This is a genomic window from Mesorhizobium sp. WSM4306 (genome assembly GCF_007003975.1).
Taxonomy (GTDB): Bacteria; Pseudomonadota; Alphaproteobacteria; order Rhizobiales; family Rhizobiaceae; genus Mesorhizobium.
This window is the reverse complement of record NZ_VFTC01000001.1, coordinates 12,743-33,359: the sequence shown is the minus strand read 5'-3', so window position 1 is coordinate 33,359 and position 20,617 is coordinate 12,743. Positions and strand designations below refer to the sequence as shown.

Sequence of the window (20,617 nt, the reverse complement as noted above, 5' to 3'; positions counted from 1 at the left end):
GGCCTGACGACAATGGCGCAACGCAAAGCCACCGCTGAGACGGAAAAAAGCAAGGCGACCAAGGGTGCAGCGAACGACGCCGCGCCTAAGGACCGCCGGCGCGAGCGCGGCGAAGCGAGCATCCAGCGCATCCTCGATGCCACCATCGAGCTCATCGCGGAGGAGGGCTTGGCCAGCGTCACCATGCAGCGCATTGCCGAGCATGTCGGCTCGTCCAACGCGCTGGTGGTCTTTCATTTTCGCAGCAAGGAGAACCTGTTCCGGGCCGTCCTGCAGTATCTCAGCGATCAATATGACGCGCTGTGGATCACGCTGGTGCGGGCACCCGGCCTGTCGCCGGTGGAACGGGCCTTGGGCGCGGTCGATTGCGCGCAGCGCTTTGCCCGCCTGCATCCGAAATGGGTTTCGGTGTTCGTCGTCTTCTCCAGCGACCGCAAGAGCATGCAGATCTACAATGAAATCGGCTTGCCCAGCGATCTCGCCTACACCGCCGAAGCCCGCGATCTGCTGATAGAAATCGCCCGTGACGGCGGCTACACCGGCGTCGACATAGACACGCTGTCAGAGAGCCTGAACTATCTGGTTCACGGCGCCTGGTATTGGGATCATCTCAACCCGTCCAGCCGCGACACCGACGTGCTGCGCAAGACGATGCTACTCCTGCTGCACCAGGCGTTCCCGCGGCATTTTGTTGGGTGAGGATGAGCCAAATTTGCGAGCGGCGGAAAGGGTCGTCCGCGATTTAAACTCAAAAGTCTCCGGGATGCCTTGATCCCTGCAGAAATGCCTGTACAATCCAGAGGTGTATGTTAAACAACCCAGAGATGCATTCAAAGGGACAGGCAAATGTGGCATTGGGCGATACTTCTCTTGCTGATTGGCGTGCCCGTTTTCTTCGCCGTCCGGTCGTCACGCAAATCCCCACAGAGCCCGGAAGACCTGGTGGGATTTGGCGGCTGGTTGATCCTGCTGGCGATCAGTCTGTCCCTTTCGCCGCTACGCACACTTGTCGACATGGCCAGTATGGTCAAAACCTACCAACAGCTTGCTACCGTGCCTAACGGAGCCTTGGCTGTTTATGGCGAGGCCGCCCTCAATCTGGCATTTCTGGTGCTTCAGCTGGTCGTGCTTGTTTCGATGCTTCGGCGAAGCCATCGCTTCCCGCAACTGTTTATATGTCTTTGGTTTGCGATACCTCTCTTATTCGTACTGGACACCGCTTGGATATCGACTGTGCTTGGTGTTCCGGTAAACCGTTTGCTTGCCGGAGGGGCGCTGGTTGCACCTTTGGCATCCTTCATAGTCACCGGGGTCTGGGCCGCTTATGTCTACAGATCGGTGAGGGTGAGAAACACGTTCAGTGGCGATACGGCAGCCACTCAGGCTGCGACGTTCTCTTAGAAGGTCGGCTGGGTCGAAGGTTGCGAGTTGGCCTGCTGTGGTGCCGATCATCCTCCTTCGCCGAGGCTTCGGAGGACGGCTAACGAGCTTCGGGTGGCCCGCCATCCGAAGCTCGAAGGGCGAAGGATGGTGCCCCCGGACGGAATCGAACCGCCGACCTTCGGTTTACAAAACCGCTGCTCTACCAGCTGAGCTACAAGGGCACGGCGCTCCGGTTAGCATATTTGCCGCGCCAGTAAAGATAAAACTCCGTTTTCGATTGCTAATGGACCCGCCGGGCCGGCTGGCGCCGCCATGCTGAAAACCGCCAATTCCGTTCCTACATCTCATCAAGGTGCAATCGCCTGTTAGGGGGCTCGCATGATCAGACTTGTCATCATTCTCCCGCTCGTCGTCATCGCCTGGTTTCTCGTGGTGAAGCTCATCAAGGACGTGAAGAGCGCCAATATCGACTGGACCGGCATCGCCACCATCGTCGGTTTTATCGCTATGGCGTTCTGGCTGCGACATGTCACGGGGATGGGGTGACAGAGAGTGAGTAGGGAATAGTCAGTAGTGAGTAGTGAGTAGGGCTAGGACAGGGTCCAACCTAATCCCTACCGCCTACTCACTAATCGCAAAACCCTCGAACCTTTCGCTGTGGCGCCAAGGTCCACCGAGCGACGAGATCCTTGCCTCAACAGCATTTTTGCCGGCCGAGAAAAAAATCAAAAACCCTTCGAACCTTTTTCGGCGCCGCAACGACAGATGATCAAGAGGCGGATGGATCGCCTCTAGCAACGAAACAAGGAGATCATCATGTTCACGCGCAAAATCGCTTCGGCACTCATTGCCAGCACCGTCGCCGCCACCTCGCTGGTCGGCACCGTCCAGCCCTCGGCCGCCCACAGCCATCACCACAACCGCGAAATCGGCATCGGCATCGCCGCCGGCGTTGGCGGCTTCGTGCTCGGCAGCCTGCTCAGCCAGCAGCCGCACACCGTCTATGTCGACGACGAAGGTGGCTCCTGGCACGTCCGCCGCTGCGCGAACCGCTACGCCAGCTACGATCCGTACTCCGACACCTATGTCGGCTACGACGGCTATCGCCACTACTGCCGCCTCTAACAGGTCGGTTTCAGGCAATGAAGAAGGGGCTCCACAGCCCCTTTTTTCATTCACGCTAGGATTTCTGTGCGTCGATCGGCAACCCTGCCGCGCGGCAGGCATCCGCGATCGCCCCTTGCGGCGTGTTGCCCATTGCAGCGAGTTGGAAGCTGTCGTCGGCATCCGGGTAAATCCTGCCAAGGAAAGGCTCGTAGTCAGCAGAGCCGCCGGCAGCGTTCCTGTCATCTACAGAGCCGCATACCACGATCTCTTTGCGGCCGTTCACCGTGCGCTCACCGGCAAGTATGGGTCCGAACCTCGCCGTCACCGGGTTTTTCAAGTGCTGGCGCACGCCGATGGTGATGGTCTCCTCCAGGGCGAGCGAGACCGCAATCGGATCGGCGCGCTGGCTCGCGGCGGGTTCAGGTGATGGCGGTTTCGTCGCCACGCAACCGCAAAGGCAAGCGAAGAGCAAAAGCTGGATCGTTTTTTGCATGCTCGCCCTTTTGCATGCCTGCGAAAGCCGCGGCAAGGCGGGCAACGTCCATGCGGCCGGCGATGTACAGCGATTTTGCGAAAGTCTAGTCTGCCACCCGAGCGCCAATTGAGGGGAGGGTGGCTTGGACGAGCAGGACCCGAAGGAAGATCTGGTCGAAACGGCTTTTCGCAACGGCACCGTCACCACCGTCGGGCTCCTGCTCGCCTTTTCGCTGGGTTTCATCACCCACTGGGCCGCCAATCCCATTCCGTGGCGGGCCTACCACCTGGTCGCGGTCGTGCCGATCCTGGCGGGCATCGCCTTGCAGATGCGGGCGCTTGCCATATTGCTCGACATCGCGTCGCTGCAACGACGCATTTTTGAGCGCGCCAATCGCATCTTCATCACCGGTCTCATCTTCACCGCCTGCGGCGTCGGCGCGGCGATCCTGCTCGATTTCTTCGAGATTTCGGTGCGAAGCGCGGTGCCGGGCGCATGACAGCGAGAACCGGGAACCGATTTCCCGGGTCATGTCCAAATCGAAAATGCTGTTGATCAGGCTGCGTCGACGCCGCCGATCATCTTGGTCACTTCCGCGGCGGCATCACGCACCAGCGGGCCGATCTCGTCCAGCCGCTCCGGTGTCACCCGCACGGTCGGGCCGGACACCGAAACACCGCCGATCGGTTCGCCGAATTCGTTGAAGATTGCGGCGGCCACGCAGCGCATGCCGGGATGGCGCTCTTCGTCGTCGACCGACCAGCCGCGATGTTTGATGACAGCCAGATCATGGGCGAGCGCCGAAATGTCGGACAGTGTCTTGTCGGTGAAGCGCTGGAGGCCCGATTTTCGCAGAATGGCGGCGACGCGTTCCGGCTCGAGTTGCGCCAGCACCGCCTTGCCGATGCCGGAGGCATGGAAGGAGCTGCGTGTGCCCGGACGGAAGAAGGCGCGGATTGCCTGATGCGTCTCGACCTGGCTGACGAAAACGACGCAATCGTCCTCGGCGACGCCGAGATTGGCGGTTTCGCCGGTCTTTTCCATGAGCTCCTGCATGACAATGCGGGCGCGGTCGACCAGCTTGCGGCGGCGCAGGAAGGCCGCACCCATGCGGTAGGTCTCGACGCCAATCGACCATAGCTGGTCCGACGTATCGAACTCGACCATGCCGTGGTTCTGCAGCGTCGTCAGCATGCGGTAGGCGGTGGAAGCGGCAAGGCCGCTTTGCGCAGCAATCTCGCTGAGAGACAAGCCACTGCCGTCAGCGACAATCGCCAGAATGCGCAAGGCGCGGTCGAGCGACTGCACCGAGCCGGCCTCGGCCGGCCCATTGAAGGCGCGCGGCCGGCCGCGCTGGCGTTTTTCGCTGGTTTCCATCGCTGTAGTGTCGCCGATTTCTCCAAAAGCACAATGAAAAAGTTTTTCACTGATTTTGAAGCGGATTCATGGAAAACGAAAAATCCAGTGAAATCAGTCAATAGGAGCTGTTTTCTAGAAATGAAAAATTATTTTGAAAAAATTGAAAAATGGCCGGCACACTGGCATTGTCAGCCAACCAACAATCTTGCGGAGGCTGGACATGGCCAGGATGCGCGCTGTCGACGCAGCGGTTCTCGTTCTCGAAAAGGAAGGCATTTCCTGCGGCTTCGGCGTGCCGGGCGCGGCGATCAATCCGTTCTATTCGGCGCTGAAGGCGAGGGGCTCGATCCGCCACATCCTGGCGCGCCATGTCGAGGCGGCGTCGCACATGGCCGAAGGCTACACGCGGGCCAAGGCGGGCAATATCGGGCTGTGCATCGGCACCTCCGGTCCGGCCGGCACCGACATGATCACCGGGCTCTATTCGGCGGCGGCCGATTCCATCCCGATTCTGTGCATCACCGGGCAGGCGCCACGCGCGCGGCTGAACAAGGAGGATTTCCAGGCCGTCGACATCGCCGCTATCGCAGCCCCGGTCGCCAAATGGGCGGTCACCGTCATGGAGCCCTACCTGGTGCCGATGGCGTTGCAGAAGGCGTTTCACCTGATGCGCTCGTCGCGGCCGGGTCCGGTGCTGATCGACCTGCCGGTCGATGTGCAACTGGCCGAGATCGAGTTCGACATCGACGCCTATGAGCCGCTCGTCCCGTTCAAGCCGGCCATGTCGCGCGCCCAGGCCGAAAAGGCGCTGGCGATGCTCAACGCGGCGGACAAGCCTTTGATCGTCGCGGGTGGCGGCATCATCAATGCCGACGCGTCCGATCTTTTGATCGAATTCGCCGAGATCACAGGCGTGCCGGTTATCCCGACGCTGATGGGTTGGGGAGCGATCCCCGACGACCACCGGCTGATGGCCGGGATGTGCGGGCTGCAGACCTCGCACCGCTACGGCAATGCCACCATGCTGGAAGCCGATTTCGTCTTCGGCATAGGCAACCGCTGGGCCAACCGCCACACCGGTTCGGTCGATGTCTACACCAAGGGCAAGAAGTTCATCCATGTCGATATCGAGCCGACGCAGATCGGCCGTGTCTTCGCGCCGGACCTTGGCGTGGTCTCGGATGCGGGTGCGGCGCTGAAGATGCTGCTCGACGTCGCCACCGAGTGGAAGACGGCGGGAAAACTGAGCGACTGGTCGGGCTGGGCGAAGGAGTGCCAGAGCCGCAAGAAGACGATGAAGCGCAAGACGCATTTCGACCAGGTGCCGCTGAAGCCGCAGCGCGTCTATGAGGAGATGAACAAGGCGTTCGGCCGCGACACCACCTATGTCACCACGATCGGCCTGTCGCAGATCGCAGGGGCGCAGTTCCTGCATGTCTACAAGCCGCGCAACTGGATCAATTGCGGCCAGGCAGGCCCGCTCGGCTGGACGCTGCCGGCAGCGCTTGGCGTTCGCGCCGCCGATCCGGACCGCACCATCGTGGCGCTGTCGGGCGATTATGATTTCCAGTTCATGATCGAGGAGCTGGCGGCCGGCGCGCAGCACAGATTGCCTTACATCCACGTCGTCGTGAACAACGCCTATCTCGGCCTGATCCGCCAGGCGCAGCGCGGTTTTTCGATGGATTTCGAGGTTAGCCTGGCCTTCGAGAACGTCAACCGCACCAACGATCCCGAGGCCGGCTATGGCGTCGACCATGTCGCGGTCGCCGAAGCGATGGGCTGCAGGGCGGTGCGGGTGCGCAAGCCGGAAGAGTTCGCCGGCGCGTTCAAGGAAGCGCAGCGGCTGATGAAGGAGCACCAGGTGCCGGTTGTGCTCGAATTCATCCTCGAACGCGTCACCAACATTTCCATGGGCACGGAAATCGACAAGATCACCGAATTCGAGGACCTTGCCGAAAGCCATGAGGATGCGCCGACGGCCATCGTCCTCCTGGATTAAGCTTTGGCGGGAAGAAGGAGAAAAGAATGCCGCGTTTTTCTGCCAATCTGTCGATGCTGTTTGGCGAGCATGAATTCCTGGATCGTTTTGACGCCGCCGCCCGGGTCGGCTTCAAGGGCGTCGAATATATCGGCCCGTATGATCATGCGCCCGACGTGGTCGCGGCGCGGCTGAAGAAGACCGGCCTCAGCCAGGTGCTGTTCAACCTGCCCGTAGGCGACTGGGCAAAGGGCGAGCGGGGCATTGCGGTGCTGCCGGACCGGGTGCCTGAGTTCCGGCAAGGCATCGCCAAGGCGATCTCTTACGCTCACGCACTAGGCTGCGAGCAGGTCAATTGCCTCGCCGGTGTCGCGCCGCAAGGGGTGGATCGCTCGGTGCTGGAAAATACCTTCGCCGAGAACCTGGCGTTTGCCGCCGAGAAACTGGAGCAGGCCGGCATCCGGCTGCTGATCGAGCCGATCAACACGCGCGATATCCCGGGGTTCTTCCTCAACTATTCGGACCAGGCGCTGGCGCTGATCGACCGCGTCGGCTCGAAGAACCTGTTCCTGCAATACGACATCTATCACATGCAGATCATGGAGGGGGATCTCGCCCGTACCATCGAGGCAAACCTTGGCCGCATCGCGCATATCCAGCTTGCGGACAATCCCGGCCGTCACGAGCCGGGGACGGGCGAGATCAATTATCCCTTCCTCTACGAGCACATTGACCGCATCGGCTATTCCGGCTGGATTGGGGCGGAATACAAGCCGAAGGCGGGCACGGAGGCTGGGCTGGGGTGGTTCCGGGAGCTTAACGGGCAGGGGAGTGCCGCGGCTTAGCGGTCGAAAATTTCTCAGCGTTGGCGCTGCCCCTCACCCTTACCCTCTCCCCGTATAGAGACGGGGAGAGGGGGTCGCCAGCGTTGCGGCCATCTCCCTTCTCCCCGTCACTATACGGGGAGAAGGTGCCGGCAGGCGGATGAGGGGCAGCGCCAACGTTGCCGATCAGCGTAGACAACGACTTTCAGGAGAAACCAAAATGGAAACCATCGGCTTTATCGGCCTCGGCATCATGGGCGCGCCGATGGCGGGGCACCTCTTGGATGCCGGCTACGCCGTCATCGCCAGCGACCACCGCTCGAAACCGCCGGCAGATCTCGCCGCCAAGGGGCTGAAGTCAGTTACCGGCCATGCCGCCGTGGCGAAAGCCGCTGACATCATCATCACAATGGTGCCTGACACGCCTCAAGTCGCAGAGGTTCTGTTCAGCGACAATGGCGTTGCAGCCGGCCTCTCCAAGGGCAAACTGGTCATCGACATGAGTTCGATCTCGCCGATCGAGACCAAGGTTTTCGCCCAGAAGATAAACGACCTCGGCTGCGACTATCTCGATGCGCCTGTGTCGGGTGGCGAGGTCGGCGCCAAGGCGGCGTCGCTGACCATCATGGTTGGCGGTGAGGAGAAATCCTTCGAGCGCGCAAAACCCGTGTTCGAAAAGATGGGCAAGAACATCACGCTTGTCGGGCCGAACGGCGTCGGCCAGACCACCAAGGTCGCCAACCAGATCGTCGTTGCGCTGACCATCGAAGCCGTTGCCGAGGCGCTGGTCTTTGCCTCAAAGGCCGGCGCCGATCCGGCCAAGGTCAGGCAAGCGCTGATGGGCGGACTGGCGGCATCGCGCATTCTCGAAGTGCATGGCGAGCGCATGGTCAAGCGCACCTTCGCGCCGGGCTTCCGCATCGAACTGCACCAGAAGGATCTCAACCTGGCGCTGGAAGGCGCCAAGGCGCTGGGTGTTTCGCTGCCGAATACGTCGACCACGCAGCAGCTGTTCAACTCATGTGCGGCCAATGGCGGGGCGAAGGAGGATCACTCGGCGCTGGTTCGCGCGCTGGAGCGGATGGCAGGACATGAAGTGGGTGAATGGTGAATGGCAAGCCGCTCAACCATTCGCAATTGACTATTCACCATTCACTTTCCCAGGAATTTTCGCGCTGCATACAAACTCACCGCCGCCGCGTTCGACACGTTGAGCGAACGAATGGCGCCGGGCATGTCGAGGCGGGCAAGTGTCGTCACCGTCTCGCGCGTCTTCTGGCGCAGGCCTTTGCCTTCGGCGCCGAGTACCAGCGCGATCTTTTCGCCTGAAAAGCTCTTTTCAAGTTCCGCAGGCCCGTCTGAATCGAGGCCGATGGTCTGGAAGCCGGCTTCGTGCAGTAAGCCCAGCGCGTCGGCAAGGTTCTTCACCTCGATCTGGTCGATATGCTCCAGCGCGCCCGACGCGGATTTCGCCAGCACGCCTGATTCCTGCGGGCTATGGCGGGCGGTGGTGATCAGCGCGCCGGCGCCGAAGGCGACGGCCGAACGCAGGATGGCGCCGACATTGTGCGGGTCGGTGACCTGGTCGAGCACCAGCACCAGTTTTGTATCGCCAAGTGCGTCGAGGCGTTTCGGCTTCAGCGGCTCGGCCTCGATCAGCACGCCCTGGTGGACGGCGTCCGAACCGGTGACCTTGTCGATCTCCTTCGGCTCGACCAGCTCCGCCTTGAACGGCAGCGCGGCCAGGTCGGCAATCGCAAGCCGCTCGGCGGCGTTGCGCGTCACCAGCATTTTTTTGATCCGCCGGCGCGGATTGTCGAGCGCGGCCCGCACCGTGTGCAGGCCATAGAGTCGCACCAGTCCGTCTGCGGCGTTCTCGCCCGGGGGCACCGGCTGGCGCGGCCGGAAGGCAGGCGCGCCGCCGGCCTTCTCGTCGCGGTGGGCGCGGCGCAGCTTGGCGTAATGGGTGTCCTTGGCGGTCTTGGGCGTGTTGTCATTGCTCATGGCCGGCTTCTATAGCTGCGTCGCTGGGCCGTGGATACAGGCAGAAAGCCTGCTTGCCGGGCAGGCTGTCAAATTCCGCGCATTTTGCCCAGACGTGCGGTTGACACCCACTGGCCTTGCCGCCATAAGGCGCTTCGCTGATTTCGGACAAAACCTTGGTTTCGACCGGATCGGCGAGAATGCCTCGTTGCAAGGCTTCGACGGCAGGCTGGAGAGGTGCCCGAGTGGTTAAAGGGGACGGACTGTAAATCCGTTGGCTTAGCCTACGTTGGTTCGAATCCAACCCTCTCCACCACTGCCGGCCCGTCAGCCCTGAAGCGAAGCGGGTATAGCTCAGTGGTAGAGCAGCAGCCTTCCAAGCTGAATATGCGGGTTCGATTCCCGCTACCCGCTCCAAATAACCTATTGATAGATTTGCGAAATATCGGCTCGGCTCGATCTTGCCGTGTCACCGCCGTGTCATTGAAGCCCGATTCTTGCGCCTATCACTCACTCGATTTGGCGTGGAGATATTCAGCTAGTCAGGCTGAAAAGGTGTCGGAAGCGTGTTCGCCTTCAACCGCCATTTGGTTGCCGCCCGAACCTATCTGCCTAAATATCGCAAACGAATGCTCGCCGCATGTCTTCCATGTCGACTTAGTAGATACTTCAAGCTACACAACGCACGATAGAAATTCCCTAAGACGCGGGATGAGGAGCTGTCTCGTGGTTGTGTTACTCTTTTCTCGTGAGTGGACGGCGTGATTTCCGACGCCGACCTCAAAGAGATCGAAACAAAACCGCCGACCTGTGCGCCTTCGCCGGAGCACGTTCATACCGGTGTGCCGATTCCTAAGGTTATGCGTGTCAGGCTTTTTAGCCCAGATGCATGGGAGGAGTTCATCGAAGAGTGGGCAAATTCCCTCAAAAGTAACTACGTCAAGGTCCGGCGCTTCGGTGGCTCAGGCGATCTTGGCGTCGATATCGCCGGGTTTTGCTCAAACAAAGGTTTCGAAGGCGAGTGGGACAACTACCAGTGCAAACGGTACGACCATCCATTACGGCCCAATGATATCTGGGTCGAGATCGGCAAGATCATCTACTACTCCCATATAGGCGAGTACGCTCCTCCACGACGGCACTATTTCGTCTGTTCGCAGGATATCGGAACCAGCCTTGAAAAGCTGCTGAACAAGCCCACCGACCTACAGGCTAAGGCGGCGGAGAACTGGGACAAACATTGCCTCAACGGCATTACTTCAACTATGTCGATTCCCCTGGTAGGTGCGCTGGCAGACCACTTTAACTCCTTTGATTTTTCGGTCTTTTCTTCGCGCTCTCTCGTCGAGCTGATCGAAGGCCATAGCAAGACCGGCTTTCACGCAGTTCGTTTCGGGGGTGGGTTGCCGCCGCGCCCCGGTTCTGCACTTCCGCCTGAGACGCCTGCCGACAACGAAAGTCGCTACATCCGCCAACTTCTCGACGCCTATGGCGATCATCTCGGCATAGGTTTGGCAGATCCCCTAGCGCTTGATCCGCACACCAAACTCAAGCGTGACTACCTCCGCCAACGCGAACGGTTTTATCATGCTGAATCCCTGAGGAACTTTGCGCGGGACACTGTCCCTGAGGGGACATTTGACGCACTGCAAGACGAAATCCATTCCGGCGTAATCGATGTCTGTGAGGGCAGCTATGCCGATGGCTTCGAGCGCATGAAAGCAACAGTTGCGCAGGCATCGAGTGTCGCCGCAACCTCGAATCCACTGGTGTCCGCTGTAAAAGCGCAGGACCGCCAGGGCATCTGCCATCAGCTTGCCAACGACGACCGCTTGAATTGGATGCCCCAAGGATGACTACCGTGCCGCGTCTAAGCCCTTTCAACAGCACACTCGAAACGGGCATGCGTTCGCTGGCTATTCTTGTCGCGGCGTTCCCAGCTATGTTCGATTTGCACCGCCTCGTGGAGATGGACTACCTTGTCGTTCACTCGGGAGACGCGGACGGGCCTGAAAGTCTGCACACACCGCTACCACTTCGGGCAGGAGAGCTTCTTGTCAGGCGTGGGCTGATTGAAAAGGGCCTGTTACTGATGATGAGCCGGGGGCTTGTGAAGCGCATTCCTTCGAATGACGGTTTCAGCTTTGTCGCGACGGAAACGGCGTGGCCGTTCATCTCTTCCCTGACGGCGGATTACTCCCGCCGGCTCAGCGAGCGGGCCGAATGGGCGGTTGATCGGTTTCAGGATGTTGCGACAGAAGACATCCGGCGGATCACGCATCGCCTGTTCGAGCGGTGGTCGAGTCAGTTTCAACCTATTCAGTCGCCTGGAGGAAGCCAATGAGTGACGGCTACCTCCAGATTCGCAGGCTTATGTTTAGGGGGCCGAAATCAAGTTCCGGCCTTGATTTCACTTCGGGCGTAAATGTCATTTGCGGCGCGTCCGATACCGGAAAATCATTCCTAGCCGAATCTATCGATTTCATGCTGGGCGGCACGGAGCTTCGGGAAATACCGGAGCGGACGAAATACGGGGAAATCGAACTCGATCTAAACGTCAGTGACGGTGGAGACTGGCGTTTGCGTCGGTCTACGGCGGGCGGGAATTTTAAGCTCATCGACTTGGACGATGTTGATGTCAGCGAGAGCGTTCTGAAGCAGAATCATGCTCACGGGAAGACTGACAATCTGTCTGGTTTTCTGCTTGAGAAGGTAGGCTTGCTTGGCAAGCGAATTTTGAAAAGCAGCACGAAGGGCACCACTCAGAGTCTGAGCTTCCGCAATCTTGCGCGCCTCATAATCGTCCAAGAAGGCGAAATCCAGCAACGGGGCTCACCATTCTGGAGCGGACAATACACGACCAAGACCGCAGAGCTTGCAACGATCAAGCTCTTACTGACGGGGATAGATGATTCTGCCGTCGTACCAACCGTCGAGGAAGGCCCTGACAACGCGAAACAGATTGCACTTATCGATGAATTGCTTGCCGACATCGCCAGCGAAATCGAGGACATCGGTGAGGAGCGGAGTGACCTTGTTTCCCGGCTCGAACGCCTGGAAGCCTCGATTGGGGAACGCCGCGAGTCATTGAGCGCAGCACAACGTCAGCTGGACGATCTGCTCACACGTAGGCGCGAAGCGCTCGATGAACGGGCGGCCATACTTAGCCGCCTTGATGACATTTCTGACTTACTCGCACGGTTCAATCTGCTTCGCGATCACTATGCGGTAGACATCGAGCGGCTTGCAGCCATTCGCGAAAGCGGCTCCATGTTTGCGCATGTTGACGCCGTGCCATGCCCTCTGTGCGGCGCACTACCCGAAGCCCAACATCTGGAAAAGACTTGCGAGGGCGACGTTGATGCGATCATTTCGGCAGCCTCAGCAGAAATCGACAAGATCGAGAGACTTCGGAGCGAGCTAGACGGTACCGTAGCTGATCTACAATCTGAGGAAGAGGGGCTGAAGATCTCGCTCGTAGAGAAGAGCACTGCATGTGATCAGCTCGACAGGACAATTCAGGAGACCGTCGCCCCGAATGTCAGCGACGTCCGCGCATCATTCTCGGAGCTTGTGGAGGAGCGCGCCAGCGTCCAAAAGGCAATGGAGCTTTTCGCAAGACGTGAGAAGCTAGAGGCCCGCAGGCACTCGCTGCTCGACGAAGACGAAGAAAGTACGGAAGGGGGGACCGTAGCAGCCGGTATCCCGGAATCCGTCGCCCATTCGTTCTCTCAGAAAGTCTCCTCAATCCTCAAGGCATGGAACTTTCCGGGCGACTGTCTCGTCCATTTCGACAAGCAATCCACTGACTTCGTCATTGACGGCAAACCGCGCGGGAGCCGGGGCAAGGGATTGCGCGCTATTACGCATGCGGCAGTGACCATCGCGCTACTCGAGTATTGCCAGGAAAATGGCCTCTCGCATCCGGGCTTTGTGGTACTCGACTCACCCTTGCTCGCCTATTTCAAACCGGAAGGCGACGACGACCTTGAGCTTAAGGGGACCGATCTCAAGGAAAAGTTCTACGACTATCTGATCACCCACCACGGCGCGGAGAGCCAAGTGATTGTTATTGAGAACCAGCATCCTCCGAAGGACATTGAGGACCGGCTCGAGATGACCGTTTTCACAGGAAATCCTAACGAAGGACGTTTCGGATTACTCTAGAGATCGCAACCGCGGATCACCTTACTCCACAGCCGTCAACAGTCTGGCGCTCTCGGACCCGCTGCAGTGCGGTATTTCCAATCGACAAAGAGAGGCGCTGAGTGACACGCATCTTTGAAATCATTTAGTTTTTATGTCGTCCAAGCTGAATATGCGGGTTCGCTACCCGCTCCAGATTTCCCATCCGCACGATCAGAATGATGTAGCAATGCGCGCCCATGGGCGCGCATGCTCAGTTCGTCCTAGCCTTACCGCCCCTAGCTGTTGAAAGCAGACGCGACCTGGTGCTGCTGCGGCACCTGGCCGTTCGGCGTCAGCTTGTCGACAATGCCGGGCAGGGCGGTGGACAATTGCTTGAGCAGTTCCTGCTCGTCCAGCCCGGTCCTTTGCGCGATCTCGCGAATGACCTGAGGACCGATCGCCTTGCCAAGATCATTGGCGTTGATCGGCTGGTTCTGCCCGGTGCCGACCCATGAATCGGCAACATTGCCGTGGCCGGCGTCTTTCAACTTGTCGAGCAATCCGCCCAGTCCGCCGAGCAGGCCGCCGTCGCCGGAAGCGGTGGTCCCGGTGGGGGCGGGCGTTTGAGGCTGGGCGGCGGGCTCGTCGGTCTGTTCGGCACTTCTGCCGCTCAGCATCTTTCCGACCAGCAGCGCGCCAAGCGCGATCATCAGCGGTTTGGTGATGTTGCCGCCGGGTACGGCGTTGTCAAAAAGTCCCATAGGTCCAATCCTCCATAGCGACCAAGCCCCGTCCCATTGGCTAGAATGGAGCGCGGGGGCCGAATTTCAAGTTGGCTTGAGCTTTTGACAATCATGTGACCATGATCGGCCAGCGGGAGGAATGGAGAGGAAAAATGGGCATCATCAGCTGGATCATCCTCGGCGTCATCGCCGGCTTCATCGGCAGCAAGATCGTCAACAAGACCGGCCAGGGCCTGATCATGGATATCGTGCTCGGCATTGTCGGCGCCATTGTCGGCGGTGTGATCTTCAGCGCCTTCGGCGCTTCCGGCGTGACCGGCCTCAACATCTGGAGCCTGATCGTCGCCGTGATCGGCGCGGTGGTCGTGCTGTGGGCCTATCATCAGATCAGCGGCAGGCGGGCGCTTTAAGCGCCAGTTCTGTCGATCTGACTGGCTGCCGAGACGTTGCCATAAGGGTCAGGCGACGACGGTCAGCCTGCGTTTGCGTTCATCCAGCGAGACGATGGTCAGTCCGCTCGCGACCACCAGCAGGATCCCGCAAACCGCCAGGGCGTTCGGGAACTGCCCGAACACCAGCACGCCTGAAATGACTGCCCAGACGGTGAAGCAGTAGTAGAACGGCGCCACGACGCCGGTCGGGCCGACGCGATAGGCCATGAAGATGAAGAAATGGCCGAAGATCAGGAAGAACCCGGCGCCGGCCATCAAAAGCAGATGACGGGCTTCCGGCATCACCCAGCGCTCGGAAACGAGATGCGCGGCACCCGCGCCGATCAGCACCACCACGACGGCGGAAATGGCGACGATCATTCCCGGCACCTCCGCCGGGACCCGCCTGCCGGCGAGATCCCGCGCCGCCGCCAATGCCGCGTTGCCAAGCGCCAGCAAGGCATAGACCGAGATGCCCTCCATGGTCGGCTGGGCAACCATGACTGCGCCGACGAAGCCGAGCCCGATCAGCGCCATGCGCACGCCGCCGATCCGCTCGCTAAACAGAATAGAGGAGCCGACCAGCATCAAGAGCGGGGTAATCTGTCCGAGCGCGGTTGAATCGGCGATCGGCATGTTTGCCAGCGCCACCACGTAGCAAAGGATCGCGGCCAGCTCGAGCAGGTTGCGGCGCAGCACGCGCTTGTCGAAGATCAGCGGGATCTGCCTGCCATAGCCCAGCACGAACAGCAGCGGCACGCCCCACAGCGTGGCCGCGACCCCGCGCAGGAACAGCACCTCATAGGACGGCAAGCCTGCGGTGGCGAGCTTCATCATCGTGTCGTTGACGAGGTAGGACCCCGTCGAAACGATCATGAACAGCGGGCCGCGTATGGAGGTGGGGATGAAATGCATCGGACGAGCAAATCAGACCGGCGCCGCAGCGGCAATGGGCCACGCGCTGGCTGCCAATCCGGCAGGGAAGGGCCAGAGAGTGTTCCGGTATATCGAAGCCGGCTGCCCCATTTCATTTCCCGTGGGGCGTTCCTATATCAGCGCCATATCCCCGCAATCGGATCATCGGTTCGGACCGAGTGGACAGCGCACCCGGCCACAAGGCACTTGTGTTTTTCGGCCGTAGTCGCTAATCGCCCCGCATTCGACTGAACTGAAGGTCAAGGCCGTCCAAGGAAAGAGACTATGGCAAAAGGTAAATTCGAGCGCACTAAGCCTCATGTGAACATCGGCACGATTGGTCACGTTGACCATGGCAAGACGTCGCTGACGGCGGCGATCACGAAGTATTTTGGCGAATACAAGCGCTACGACCAGATCGATGCGGCGCCCGAAGAGAAGGCCCGCGGCATCACCATTTCGACGGCTCACGTCGAATACGAGACGGCCAACCGCCACTACGCCCACGTCGACTGCCCCGGCCACGCCGACTACGTGAAGAACATGATCACCGGTGCCGCGCAGATGGACGGCGCGATCCTGGTGGTTTCGGCCGCCGACGGCCCGATGCCGCAGACCCGCGAGCACATCCTGCTTGCCCGTCAGGTCGGCGTGCCGTCGATCGTTGTGTTCCTCAACAAGGTCGACCAGGTCGACGACGCCGAGCTGCTCGAACTGGTCGAGCTCGAGGTTCGCGAGCTTCTGTCGAAGAACGAGTTCCCCGGCGACGACATTCCGATCGTCAAGGGCTCGGCGCTGGCTGCTCTGGAAGATTCGAACAAGACCATCGGCGAGGACGCGATCCGCGAGCTGATGGCTCAGGTCGACGCCTACATCCCGACGCCGGTTCGTCCGCTGGACAAGCCGTTCCTGATGCCGATCGAGGACGTGTTCTCGATCTCGGGTCGTGGCACGGTGGTGACCGGCCGCGTCGAGCGTGGCGTGGTCAAGGTCGGCGAGGAACTGGAAATCATCGGCATCCGTCCGACGACCAAGACGACCTGCACGGGCGTTGAAATGTTCCGCAAGCTGCTCGATCAGGGCCAGGCTGGCGACAACATCGGCGCGCTGCTGCGCGGCGTTGACCGTGAAGGTGTCGAGCGCGGCCAGGTTCTGGCCAAGCCGGGTACGGTGAAGCCGCACAAGAAGTTCGTGGCCGAAGCCTACATCCTGACCAAGGACGAAGGTGGCCGTCACACGCCGTTCTTCACCAACTACCGTCCGCAGTTCTACTTCCGCACGACCGACGTGACGGGCATCGTGTCGCTGCCGGAAGGCACCGAAATGGTGATGCCCGGCGACAACATCACGGTCGATGTCGAGCTGATCGTGCCGATCGCCATGGAAGAGAAGCTGCGCTTCGCCATCCGTGAAGGCGGCCGCACCGTCGGTGCCGGCATCGTCGTCACCATCAAAGAATGATCGAGCCCGGCATCCGCCGGATCGACACAGACAAGGGCGGCCCTCGGGCCGCCCTTTTTCTTTGGCTCACGGCCGGATGTCCCTGTTTTGGTGTCTCAATCTCTGTTGCAAGTCTCAGAGCCTATACTAGTATAGATTGCAATTGAGGGGCTTGGTCGGATGGTTCCACGGCACCGTTTTCAGGATTGGGCGTGCTGGGCACTGGGGCTGACCTGCCTGGTGTCGCTGCTTGCCGTGGGCAGTGCCGCCTTTGCTGCCGAAACAAAAAACTCCGAGCCGGACTCGGATGCGCCGATGCGGTTCGTCGTCGTGCGCAGCAACGCGCCGGGTTGCGAGCCGACCTGTCCGGAATGGATATCGGCCGAGGGGGCGATAACGGCCAAGTCGCCGGCACTGCTCAAGGCCGCCCTGAAAACACTTGGCCGCCGCAAATTGCCGATCGTCGTCAACTCTCCCGGCGGCGATGTCGATGCGGCCATCGCCATGGGCCGTATGATACGCAAGAACAAGCTCGACATTGCGGTCGGCCGGACGTGGTTTGTCGGCTGCGACCCGGGGGTGAAAAACTGCAAGGAGAATGACGCCAAAGGCTCGCACTATATAGGCAACCCCTATGTGCTCGGCAGCTATTGCGCGTCCGCTTGCCCGATGATGCTGGCCGGCGGCACCAGTCGCCTGGTCGGGCCGCTGGCCTTTCTTGGCGTCCATCAGATCACGACCACGGTCGTGCAAATGAACGTGCAATATGAAGTCCGCTATCGCGTCGTGAAAGGCAAGAAGCGGGTCATCAGCAAGAAGGTCGTCAGCCGCAAGAATGCCGGCAGCTACAAGACCTACGAAATGAGCAAGAAGGTCGAGCGCAAGCTGGCCACCTATTTCCAGGAGATGGGTGTCGACCTCAGCGTGCTCGAAACGATGAAGAGCACGCCGGCCAGCGACATCCAGCAGATCGACCTCAGCGACATGCTGGCGATGAAGCTGGTCACCAGCGAAGACTCTGTAAGTTTGCTCACCAATGCGAGCCTGTGCACGCTGGTGCCATTGGCCTCGAATTGCCGGGAAATACCGGCGAACAAGCCAGCCGGCGACCAACCGGCCGTGGCAAAGGCAGCGCCGCTGGTGAAGCCCCAGATCGCACAGCCCGATGACGGCATGCGCTTTGTCGTGGTTCGCGGCAGCAACCCGCTCTGCAACCCTGACTGCCCGGAATGGATTGCGGCACAAGGCGCGATTACGCCTCAGACGCCGCAGAAGCTCAGCCAATTGCTCGCCACACTTGGCAACCGACGGCTGCCCGTGGTGATCAGCTCGCGCGGCGGTGACCTCTTCGGCGCCCTGGCGGCTGGCCGGATCATTCATGAAAAGAAGCTCGACGTTGCCGTTGCCCGCACCGATTTCGTCAGCTGCGACCCGGCAGAGTGGAACTGCCTGGCCAAGGACGGCGCCTATGCCGGATTGAGCATCGACGGGGAAGGCGACTGCGATTCGGCCTGTGCGCTCATGCTGGCCGGTGGCGCCAGGCGGCTTGTCGGGTCAGAGGCAAGGCTCAGCCTCTATCTGATGGGGCAGAAACAGACGGTCAAAGCCTATCTCGACGAGATGGCCATAAGCCCGGCTCTGTTCACTGCGCTTCAACGCAGTTCGGTCGAGCGCCAGCTTGAGCCCGACATGATGCTGAAAGTCGGGCTGACGACGGGGCGTCAATCGGTGGATGCGCTGACGGGTTCCAGCATCTGCAAGTCGGCGCCGAAACCCGGGAATTGCCGCGTGGTGGCGTCGTCCAACGGGCAGGCCGAAGCGCCCGCCAAATTGTAGGCGCTCGGTTTCGGGAACTCGCCATCGAGGCAGGTTGAGTGAGACACGATTTCCGCTATCGTCACCGCCGGCGCTGGGGGGCTGGCGGAGGATCGAGCATGAGCCAGGATATCCCGACGCTCTACGAATGGGCCGGCGGCATCGAGGCCCTCAACCGGCTGACGGAACACTTTTACGACAAGGTATCTCGCGACCCGGTCGTCGGACCGGTGTTCAAGCACATGTCGCCTGATCATCCCGCCCATGTCGCGGCGTTCATCGGCGAGGTTTTCGGTGGACCGAAAACCTATAGCGAAAAGCATGGCGGCCATCGCGAGATGGTCATGCACCATCTCGGCAAGCATTTGACGGAAGAACAGCGCCGCCGCTGGATCGGCCTGCTTGCCGACGCCGCCGACGCGGTCGGCCTGCCCGACGATCCCGAATTCCGCTCCGCCTTCATGGGTTATGTCGAATGGGGATCGCGGCTGGCCAAGATGAACTCCGTCCTCGGCGAGACCTGCGACCCGCAGACCGAACCGATGCCGGCCTGGGGCTGGGGCGTGCCGGGCGGGCCGTACAAGCCGCCGGCCGGGGGGTGAGCGCCGGCAAGCGGCGTCAGGCGGAAAATCGCGATCGACAGGGAAGGCCTGGCGACTACCCAGCCGGATTTCCGGCAAAGGATATGAAAGCGCGACAGACCACTCTTTACAGCGCGCCCGGAAGCTTTTAGGAAGCGCCTGCGCCGACAAGCGCATCGTACGGGCATAGCTCAGTTGGTAGAGCGGCGGTCTCCAAAACCGCAGGTCGTAGGTTCGAGCCCTGCTGCCCGTGCCATTTTCTCAAATGGCGATTCACGAACGAACTCGGTCCCGTCCCCCGCATTGAAAAATGGCAGGTGGCTTGCCATATTAGGGAAACTGAGGCATAAGGCCCCGATAGCCGGGACGGAACGACTGGATGGTTCCGAGGCGGCGTTTGGTCATAAAGCGGACACTTGCCACTTGCGTGGATCAAGAATCGGTTTTATGTAGACACAACAGACACGCGACGCGTGGAGCTGGGAAGCCGGCTTTACGCGTCCGATTTGCATGGGCGAAATGGTTGCGCTGATTCGGCGCCGACTTGAAACCCAGGCGGCACGTCCCGGCCAGCGGGATCATCCAGGAGACCCGGCCAACGGGTCTTGAAGACAGAGCGGCATATGGCTTCGAAAACCACAAATCCTTTCGTCTTTCTCCAGCAGGTCCGCGCGGAGACCGCCAAGGTGACTTGGCCCTCGCGCCGGGAGACGATGATCTCGACGGTGATGGTGCTCGTGTTTGCGGTCATCGCGATGATCTTTTTCTTCACCGCCGACGTGGCCATGGGCTACGCGATCGAGCGGTTATTGAGCCTCGGCCATTAAGTCCGGCGATTACGGAGAAGTCTTGAAATGACCGCGCGGTGGTACATCGTCCACGCCTATTCGAACTTTGAAAAAAAGGTCGCCGAGGACATTGAGAACAAGGCCAAGCAGAAGGGCCTGTCCGCCGATATCGAGCAGATCGTGGTGCCGACCGAGAAGGTCGTCGAGATCCGCCGCGGCCGCAAGGTCGATGCCGAGCGCAAGTTCTTTCCGGGCTATGTGCTGCTGAAGGCCAACCTGACTGACGCGGTGTTTTCGCTGGTCAAGAACACGCCGAAGGTTACCGGCTTCCTCGGTGACTCCAAGCCGGTGCCGATCACGGAAGCCGAGGCGCAGCGGATTCTGAACCAGGTCCAGGAAGGCGTCGAGCGGCCCAAGCCCTCGGTCACCTTCGAGATCGGCGAGGCGATCCGCGTTTCGGACGGGCCGTTCGCGTCGTTCAACGGTTTCGTCCAGGAAGTGGACGAGGAGCGCGCGCGGCTCAAGGTGGAAGTTTCGATCTTCGGGCGCGCCGTGCCCGTCGATCTGGAATTCGGACAGGTCGAAAAGGGCTGATCCGAAAAACCCCACGCCGGTTCGCCGGCAAGGGGAGGCGGCGCGAAAACGCGTGGCCGGAACGGGTGGG

Annotated in this window: 22 protein-coding genes and 4 tRNA genes; 20 read left to right on the top strand and 6 right to left on the bottom strand. The window is 60.6% G+C overall.

Annotated features, from left to right (window positions below):
• Positions 1–12 precede the first annotated feature (12 nt).
• Positions 13–699 (top strand): TetR/AcrR family transcriptional regulator, encoded by a 687-nt coding sequence (locus tag FJV77_RS00175; RefSeq protein ID WP_142864874.1) that lies wholly within the window; start codon positions 13–15, stop codon positions 697–699.
• Between the two features lie 147 nt (positions 700–846).
• Positions 847–1,401, top strand: coding sequence for a DUF2569 family protein (locus FJV77_RS00170; RefSeq protein WP_142864873.1), 555 nt, complete (start codon positions 847–849; stop codon positions 1,399–1,401).
• A 127-nt stretch (positions 1,402–1,528) separates the two neighbouring features.
• Here the strand turns inward: FJV77_RS00170 and FJV77_RS00165 are convergent.
• Positions 1,529–1,604, bottom strand: a tRNA-Thr gene (locus FJV77_RS00165).
• Positions 1,605–1,761: 157 nt separating this feature from the next.
• Between FJV77_RS00165 and FJV77_RS00160 the strand changes: the two genes are divergently transcribed.
• Together FJV77_RS00160 and FJV77_RS00155 are read left to right on the top strand one after the other, a co-directional pair.
• Complete coding sequence (locus FJV77_RS00160) at positions 1,762–1,929, top strand: hypothetical protein (protein WP_142864872.1); 168 nt, start codon at positions 1,762–1,764, stop codon at positions 1,927–1,929.
• 270 nt (positions 1,930–2,199) lie between these two features.
• Positions 2,200–2,508 carry a BA14K family protein gene (locus FJV77_RS00155; RefSeq protein WP_142864871.1) on the top strand — a complete coding sequence of 103 codons (309 nt, stop codon included), beginning with the start codon at positions 2,200–2,202 and terminating at the stop codon, positions 2,506–2,508.
• 55 nt (positions 2,509–2,563) lie between these two features.
• Here the strand turns inward: FJV77_RS00155 and FJV77_RS00150 are convergent, their stop codons facing one another.
• On the bottom strand, positions 2,564–2,983 hold the full coding sequence (locus tag FJV77_RS00150; RefSeq protein ID WP_142864870.1) for a hypothetical protein: 420 nt from the start codon (positions 2,981–2,983) through the stop codon (positions 2,564–2,566).
• 124 nt (positions 2,984–3,107) lie between these two features.
• On the opposite strand from FJV77_RS00150, the gene FJV77_RS00145 reads away from it, so the two are divergent.
• Positions 3,108–3,464 carry a hypothetical protein gene (locus FJV77_RS00145; RefSeq protein ID WP_142864869.1) on the top strand — a complete coding sequence of 119 codons (357 nt, stop codon included), beginning with the start codon at positions 3,108–3,110 and terminating at the stop codon, positions 3,462–3,464.
• 56 nt (positions 3,465–3,520) lie between these two features.
• On the opposite strand, the gene bhcR is transcribed toward FJV77_RS00145, so the two are convergent.
• Positions 3,521–4,342: an HTH-type transcriptional regulator BhcR gene (bhcR, locus tag FJV77_RS00140; RefSeq protein ID WP_142864868.1), complete on the bottom strand. Its 822-nt coding sequence runs from the start codon at positions 4,340–4,342 to the stop codon at positions 3,521–3,523.
• Between the two features lie 202 nt (positions 4,343–4,544).
• On the opposite strand from bhcR, the gene gcl reads away from it, so the two are divergent.
• From gcl to FJV77_RS00125, 3 genes are all read left to right on the top strand, one after another.
• Positions 4,545–6,326, top strand: coding sequence for a glyoxylate carboligase (gcl, locus tag FJV77_RS00135; RefSeq protein WP_142864867.1), 1,782 nt, complete (start codon positions 4,545–4,547; stop codon positions 6,324–6,326).
• A 26-nt stretch (positions 6,327–6,352) separates the two neighbouring features.
• Complete coding sequence (gene otnI, locus FJV77_RS00130; RefSeq protein WP_142864866.1) at positions 6,353–7,150, top strand: 2-oxo-tetronate isomerase; 798 nt, start codon at positions 6,353–6,355, stop codon at positions 7,148–7,150.
• 199 nt (positions 7,151–7,349) lie between these two features.
• A complete protein-coding gene (locus tag FJV77_RS00125; protein WP_246691097.1) occupies positions 7,350–8,240 on the top strand; it encodes a 2-hydroxy-3-oxopropionate reductase in 891 nt (296 codons plus the stop codon).
• 41 nt (positions 8,241–8,281) lie between these two features.
• Here the strand turns inward: FJV77_RS00125 and FJV77_RS00120 are convergent, their stop codons facing one another.
• Complete coding sequence (locus tag FJV77_RS00120; RefSeq protein WP_142864864.1) at positions 8,282–9,133, bottom strand: RNA methyltransferase; 852 nt, start codon at positions 9,131–9,133, stop codon at positions 8,282–8,284.
• Between the two features lie 210 nt (positions 9,134–9,343).
• On the opposite strand from FJV77_RS00120, the gene FJV77_RS00115 reads away from it, so the two are divergent.
• The 5 genes from FJV77_RS00115 to FJV77_RS00095 all read left to right on the top strand — a co-directional run bounded on the left by FJV77_RS00115 (position 9,344) and on the right by FJV77_RS00095 (position 13,279).
• A tRNA-Tyr gene (locus tag FJV77_RS00115) sits at positions 9,344–9,428 on the top strand.
• A 27-nt stretch (positions 9,429–9,455) separates the two neighbouring features.
• Positions 9,456–9,529: transfer RNA gene (locus FJV77_RS00110), tRNA-Gly, on the top strand.
• Between the two features lie 344 nt (positions 9,530–9,873).
• Positions 9,874–10,968: an ABC-three component system protein gene (locus FJV77_RS00105; RefSeq protein WP_142864863.1), complete on the top strand. Its 1,095-nt coding sequence runs from the start codon at positions 9,874–9,876 to the stop codon at positions 10,966–10,968.
• A complete protein-coding gene (locus FJV77_RS00100) occupies positions 10,965–11,456 on the top strand; it encodes an ABC-three component system middle component 2 (protein WP_142864862.1) in 492 nt (163 codons plus the stop codon). Before FJV77_RS00105 ends, FJV77_RS00100 begins: the two co-directional genes overlap by 4 nt.
• Positions 11,453–13,279, top strand: a complete 1,827-nt coding sequence (locus FJV77_RS00095; RefSeq protein WP_142864861.1) for an ATP-binding protein — start codon at positions 11,453–11,455, stop codon at positions 13,277–13,279. The genes FJV77_RS00100 and FJV77_RS00095 overlap by 4 nt, the downstream gene beginning before the upstream one ends.
• 257 nt (positions 13,280–13,536) lie before the next feature.
• Here FJV77_RS00095 and FJV77_RS00090 read toward each other — a convergent pair whose 3' ends face one another.
• Positions 13,537–14,001, bottom strand: a complete 465-nt coding sequence (locus tag FJV77_RS00090) for a YidB family protein (protein ID WP_142864860.1) — start codon at positions 13,999–14,001, stop codon at positions 13,537–13,539.
• Positions 14,002–14,135: 134 nt separating this feature from the next.
• Here FJV77_RS00090 and FJV77_RS00085 point away from each other — a divergent pair, with 134 nt between their 5' ends.
• On the top strand, positions 14,136–14,393 hold the full coding sequence (locus FJV77_RS00085) for a GlsB/YeaQ/YmgE family stress response membrane protein (RefSeq protein ID WP_142864859.1): 258 nt from the start codon (positions 14,136–14,138) through the stop codon (positions 14,391–14,393).
• Between the two features lie 48 nt (positions 14,394–14,441).
• Here the strand turns inward: FJV77_RS00085 and FJV77_RS00080 are convergent, their stop codons facing one another.
• Positions 14,442–15,329 (bottom strand): DMT family transporter, encoded by an 888-nt coding sequence (locus tag FJV77_RS00080; RefSeq protein WP_142864858.1) that lies wholly within the window; start codon positions 15,327–15,329, stop codon positions 14,442–14,444.
• A 285-nt stretch (positions 15,330–15,614) separates the two neighbouring features.
• Here FJV77_RS00080 and tuf point away from each other — a divergent pair, with 285 nt between their 5' ends.
• The 6 genes from tuf to nusG all read left to right on the top strand — a co-directional run bounded on the left by tuf (position 15,615) and on the right by nusG (position 20,547).
• The gene (gene tuf / locus FJV77_RS00075; RefSeq protein WP_013895701.1) at positions 15,615–16,790 is read left to right on the top strand and encodes an elongation factor Tu; all 1,176 of its coding nucleotides are present in this window, start codon (positions 15,615–15,617) and stop codon (positions 16,788–16,790) included.
• Between the two features lie 159 nt (positions 16,791–16,949).
• Positions 16,950–18,605 carry a hypothetical protein gene (locus FJV77_RS00070; RefSeq protein WP_142864857.1) on the top strand — a complete coding sequence of 552 codons (1,656 nt, stop codon included), beginning with the start codon at positions 16,950–16,952 and terminating at the stop codon, positions 18,603–18,605.
• Between the two features lie 98 nt (positions 18,606–18,703).
• A complete protein-coding gene (locus FJV77_RS00065; RefSeq protein ID WP_142864856.1) occupies positions 18,704–19,186 on the top strand; it encodes a group II truncated hemoglobin in 483 nt (160 codons plus the stop codon).
• Between the two features lie 159 nt (positions 19,187–19,345).
• Positions 19,346–19,421 (top strand) — tRNA-Trp (locus FJV77_RS00060).
• 367 nt (positions 19,422–19,788) lie between these two features.
• Positions 19,789–19,992, top strand: coding sequence for a preprotein translocase subunit SecE (gene secE / locus FJV77_RS00055; protein WP_023667439.1), 204 nt, complete (start codon positions 19,789–19,791; stop codon positions 19,990–19,992).
• Between the two features lie 27 nt (positions 19,993–20,019).
• Positions 20,020–20,547 (top strand): transcription termination/antitermination protein NusG, encoded by a 528-nt coding sequence (nusG, locus tag FJV77_RS00050; protein ID WP_006333333.1) that lies wholly within the window; start codon positions 20,020–20,022, stop codon positions 20,545–20,547.
• The last annotated feature ends 70 nt before the right edge of the window (positions 20,548–20,617 follow it).

What these genes read in the sequence shown, in the direction of transcription:
- FJV77_RS00175 (WP_142864874.1), top strand. Translation starts at nt 13, where the DNA reads ATGGCGCAACGCAAAGCCACCGCTGAGACGGAAAAAAGCAAGGCGACC.
- FJV77_RS00170 (WP_142864873.1), top strand. Translation starts at nt 847, where the DNA reads ATGTGGCATTGGGCGATACTTCTCTTGCTGATTGGCGTGCCCGTTTTC.
- FJV77_RS00160 (WP_142864872.1), top strand. Translation starts at nt 1,762, where the DNA reads ATGATCAGACTTGTCATCATTCTCCCGCTCGTCGTCATCGCCTGGTTT.
- FJV77_RS00155 (WP_142864871.1), top strand. Translation starts at nt 2,200, where the DNA reads ATGTTCACGCGCAAAATCGCTTCGGCACTCATTGCCAGCACCGTCGCC.
- FJV77_RS00150 (WP_142864870.1), bottom strand. Translation starts at nt 2,983, where the DNA reads ATGCAAAAAACGATCCAGCTTTTGCTCTTCGCTTGCCTTTGCGGTTGC.
- bhcR (WP_142864868.1), bottom strand. Translation starts at nt 4,342, where the DNA reads ATGGAAACCAGCGAAAAACGCCAGCGCGGCCGGCCGCGCGCCTTCAAT.
- gcl (WP_142864867.1), top strand. Translation starts at nt 4,545, where the DNA reads ATGGCCAGGATGCGCGCTGTCGACGCAGCGGTTCTCGTTCTCGAAAAG.
- otnI (WP_142864866.1), top strand. Translation starts at nt 6,353, where the DNA reads ATGCCGCGTTTTTCTGCCAATCTGTCGATGCTGTTTGGCGAGCATGAA.
- FJV77_RS00125 (WP_246691097.1), top strand. Translation starts at nt 7,350, where the DNA reads ATGGAAACCATCGGCTTTATCGGCCTCGGCATCATGGGCGCGCCGATG.
- FJV77_RS00120 (WP_142864864.1), bottom strand. Translation starts at nt 9,133, where the DNA reads ATGAGCAATGACAACACGCCCAAGACCGCCAAGGACACCCATTACGCC.
- FJV77_RS00100 (WP_142864862.1), top strand. Translation starts at nt 10,965, where the DNA reads ATGACTACCGTGCCGCGTCTAAGCCCTTTCAACAGCACACTCGAAACG.
- FJV77_RS00095 (WP_142864861.1), top strand. Translation starts at nt 11,453, where the DNA reads ATGAGTGACGGCTACCTCCAGATTCGCAGGCTTATGTTTAGGGGGCCG.
- FJV77_RS00090 (WP_142864860.1), bottom strand. Translation starts at nt 14,001, where the DNA reads ATGGGACTTTTTGACAACGCCGTACCCGGCGGCAACATCACCAAACCG.
- FJV77_RS00085 (WP_142864859.1), top strand. Translation starts at nt 14,136, where the DNA reads ATGGGCATCATCAGCTGGATCATCCTCGGCGTCATCGCCGGCTTCATC.
- FJV77_RS00080 (WP_142864858.1), bottom strand. Translation starts at nt 15,329, where the DNA reads ATGCATTTCATCCCCACCTCCATACGCGGCCCGCTGTTCATGATCGTT.
- tuf (WP_013895701.1), top strand. Translation starts at nt 15,615, where the DNA reads ATGGCAAAAGGTAAATTCGAGCGCACTAAGCCTCATGTGAACATCGGC.
- FJV77_RS00070 (WP_142864857.1), top strand. Translation starts at nt 16,950, where the DNA reads ATGGTTCCACGGCACCGTTTTCAGGATTGGGCGTGCTGGGCACTGGGG.
- FJV77_RS00065 (WP_142864856.1), top strand. Translation starts at nt 18,704, where the DNA reads ATGAGCCAGGATATCCCGACGCTCTACGAATGGGCCGGCGGCATCGAG.
- secE (WP_023667439.1), top strand. Translation starts at nt 19,789, where the DNA reads ATGGCTTCGAAAACCACAAATCCTTTCGTCTTTCTCCAGCAGGTCCGC.
- nusG (WP_006333333.1), top strand. Translation starts at nt 20,020, where the DNA reads ATGACCGCGCGGTGGTACATCGTCCACGCCTATTCGAACTTTGAAAAA.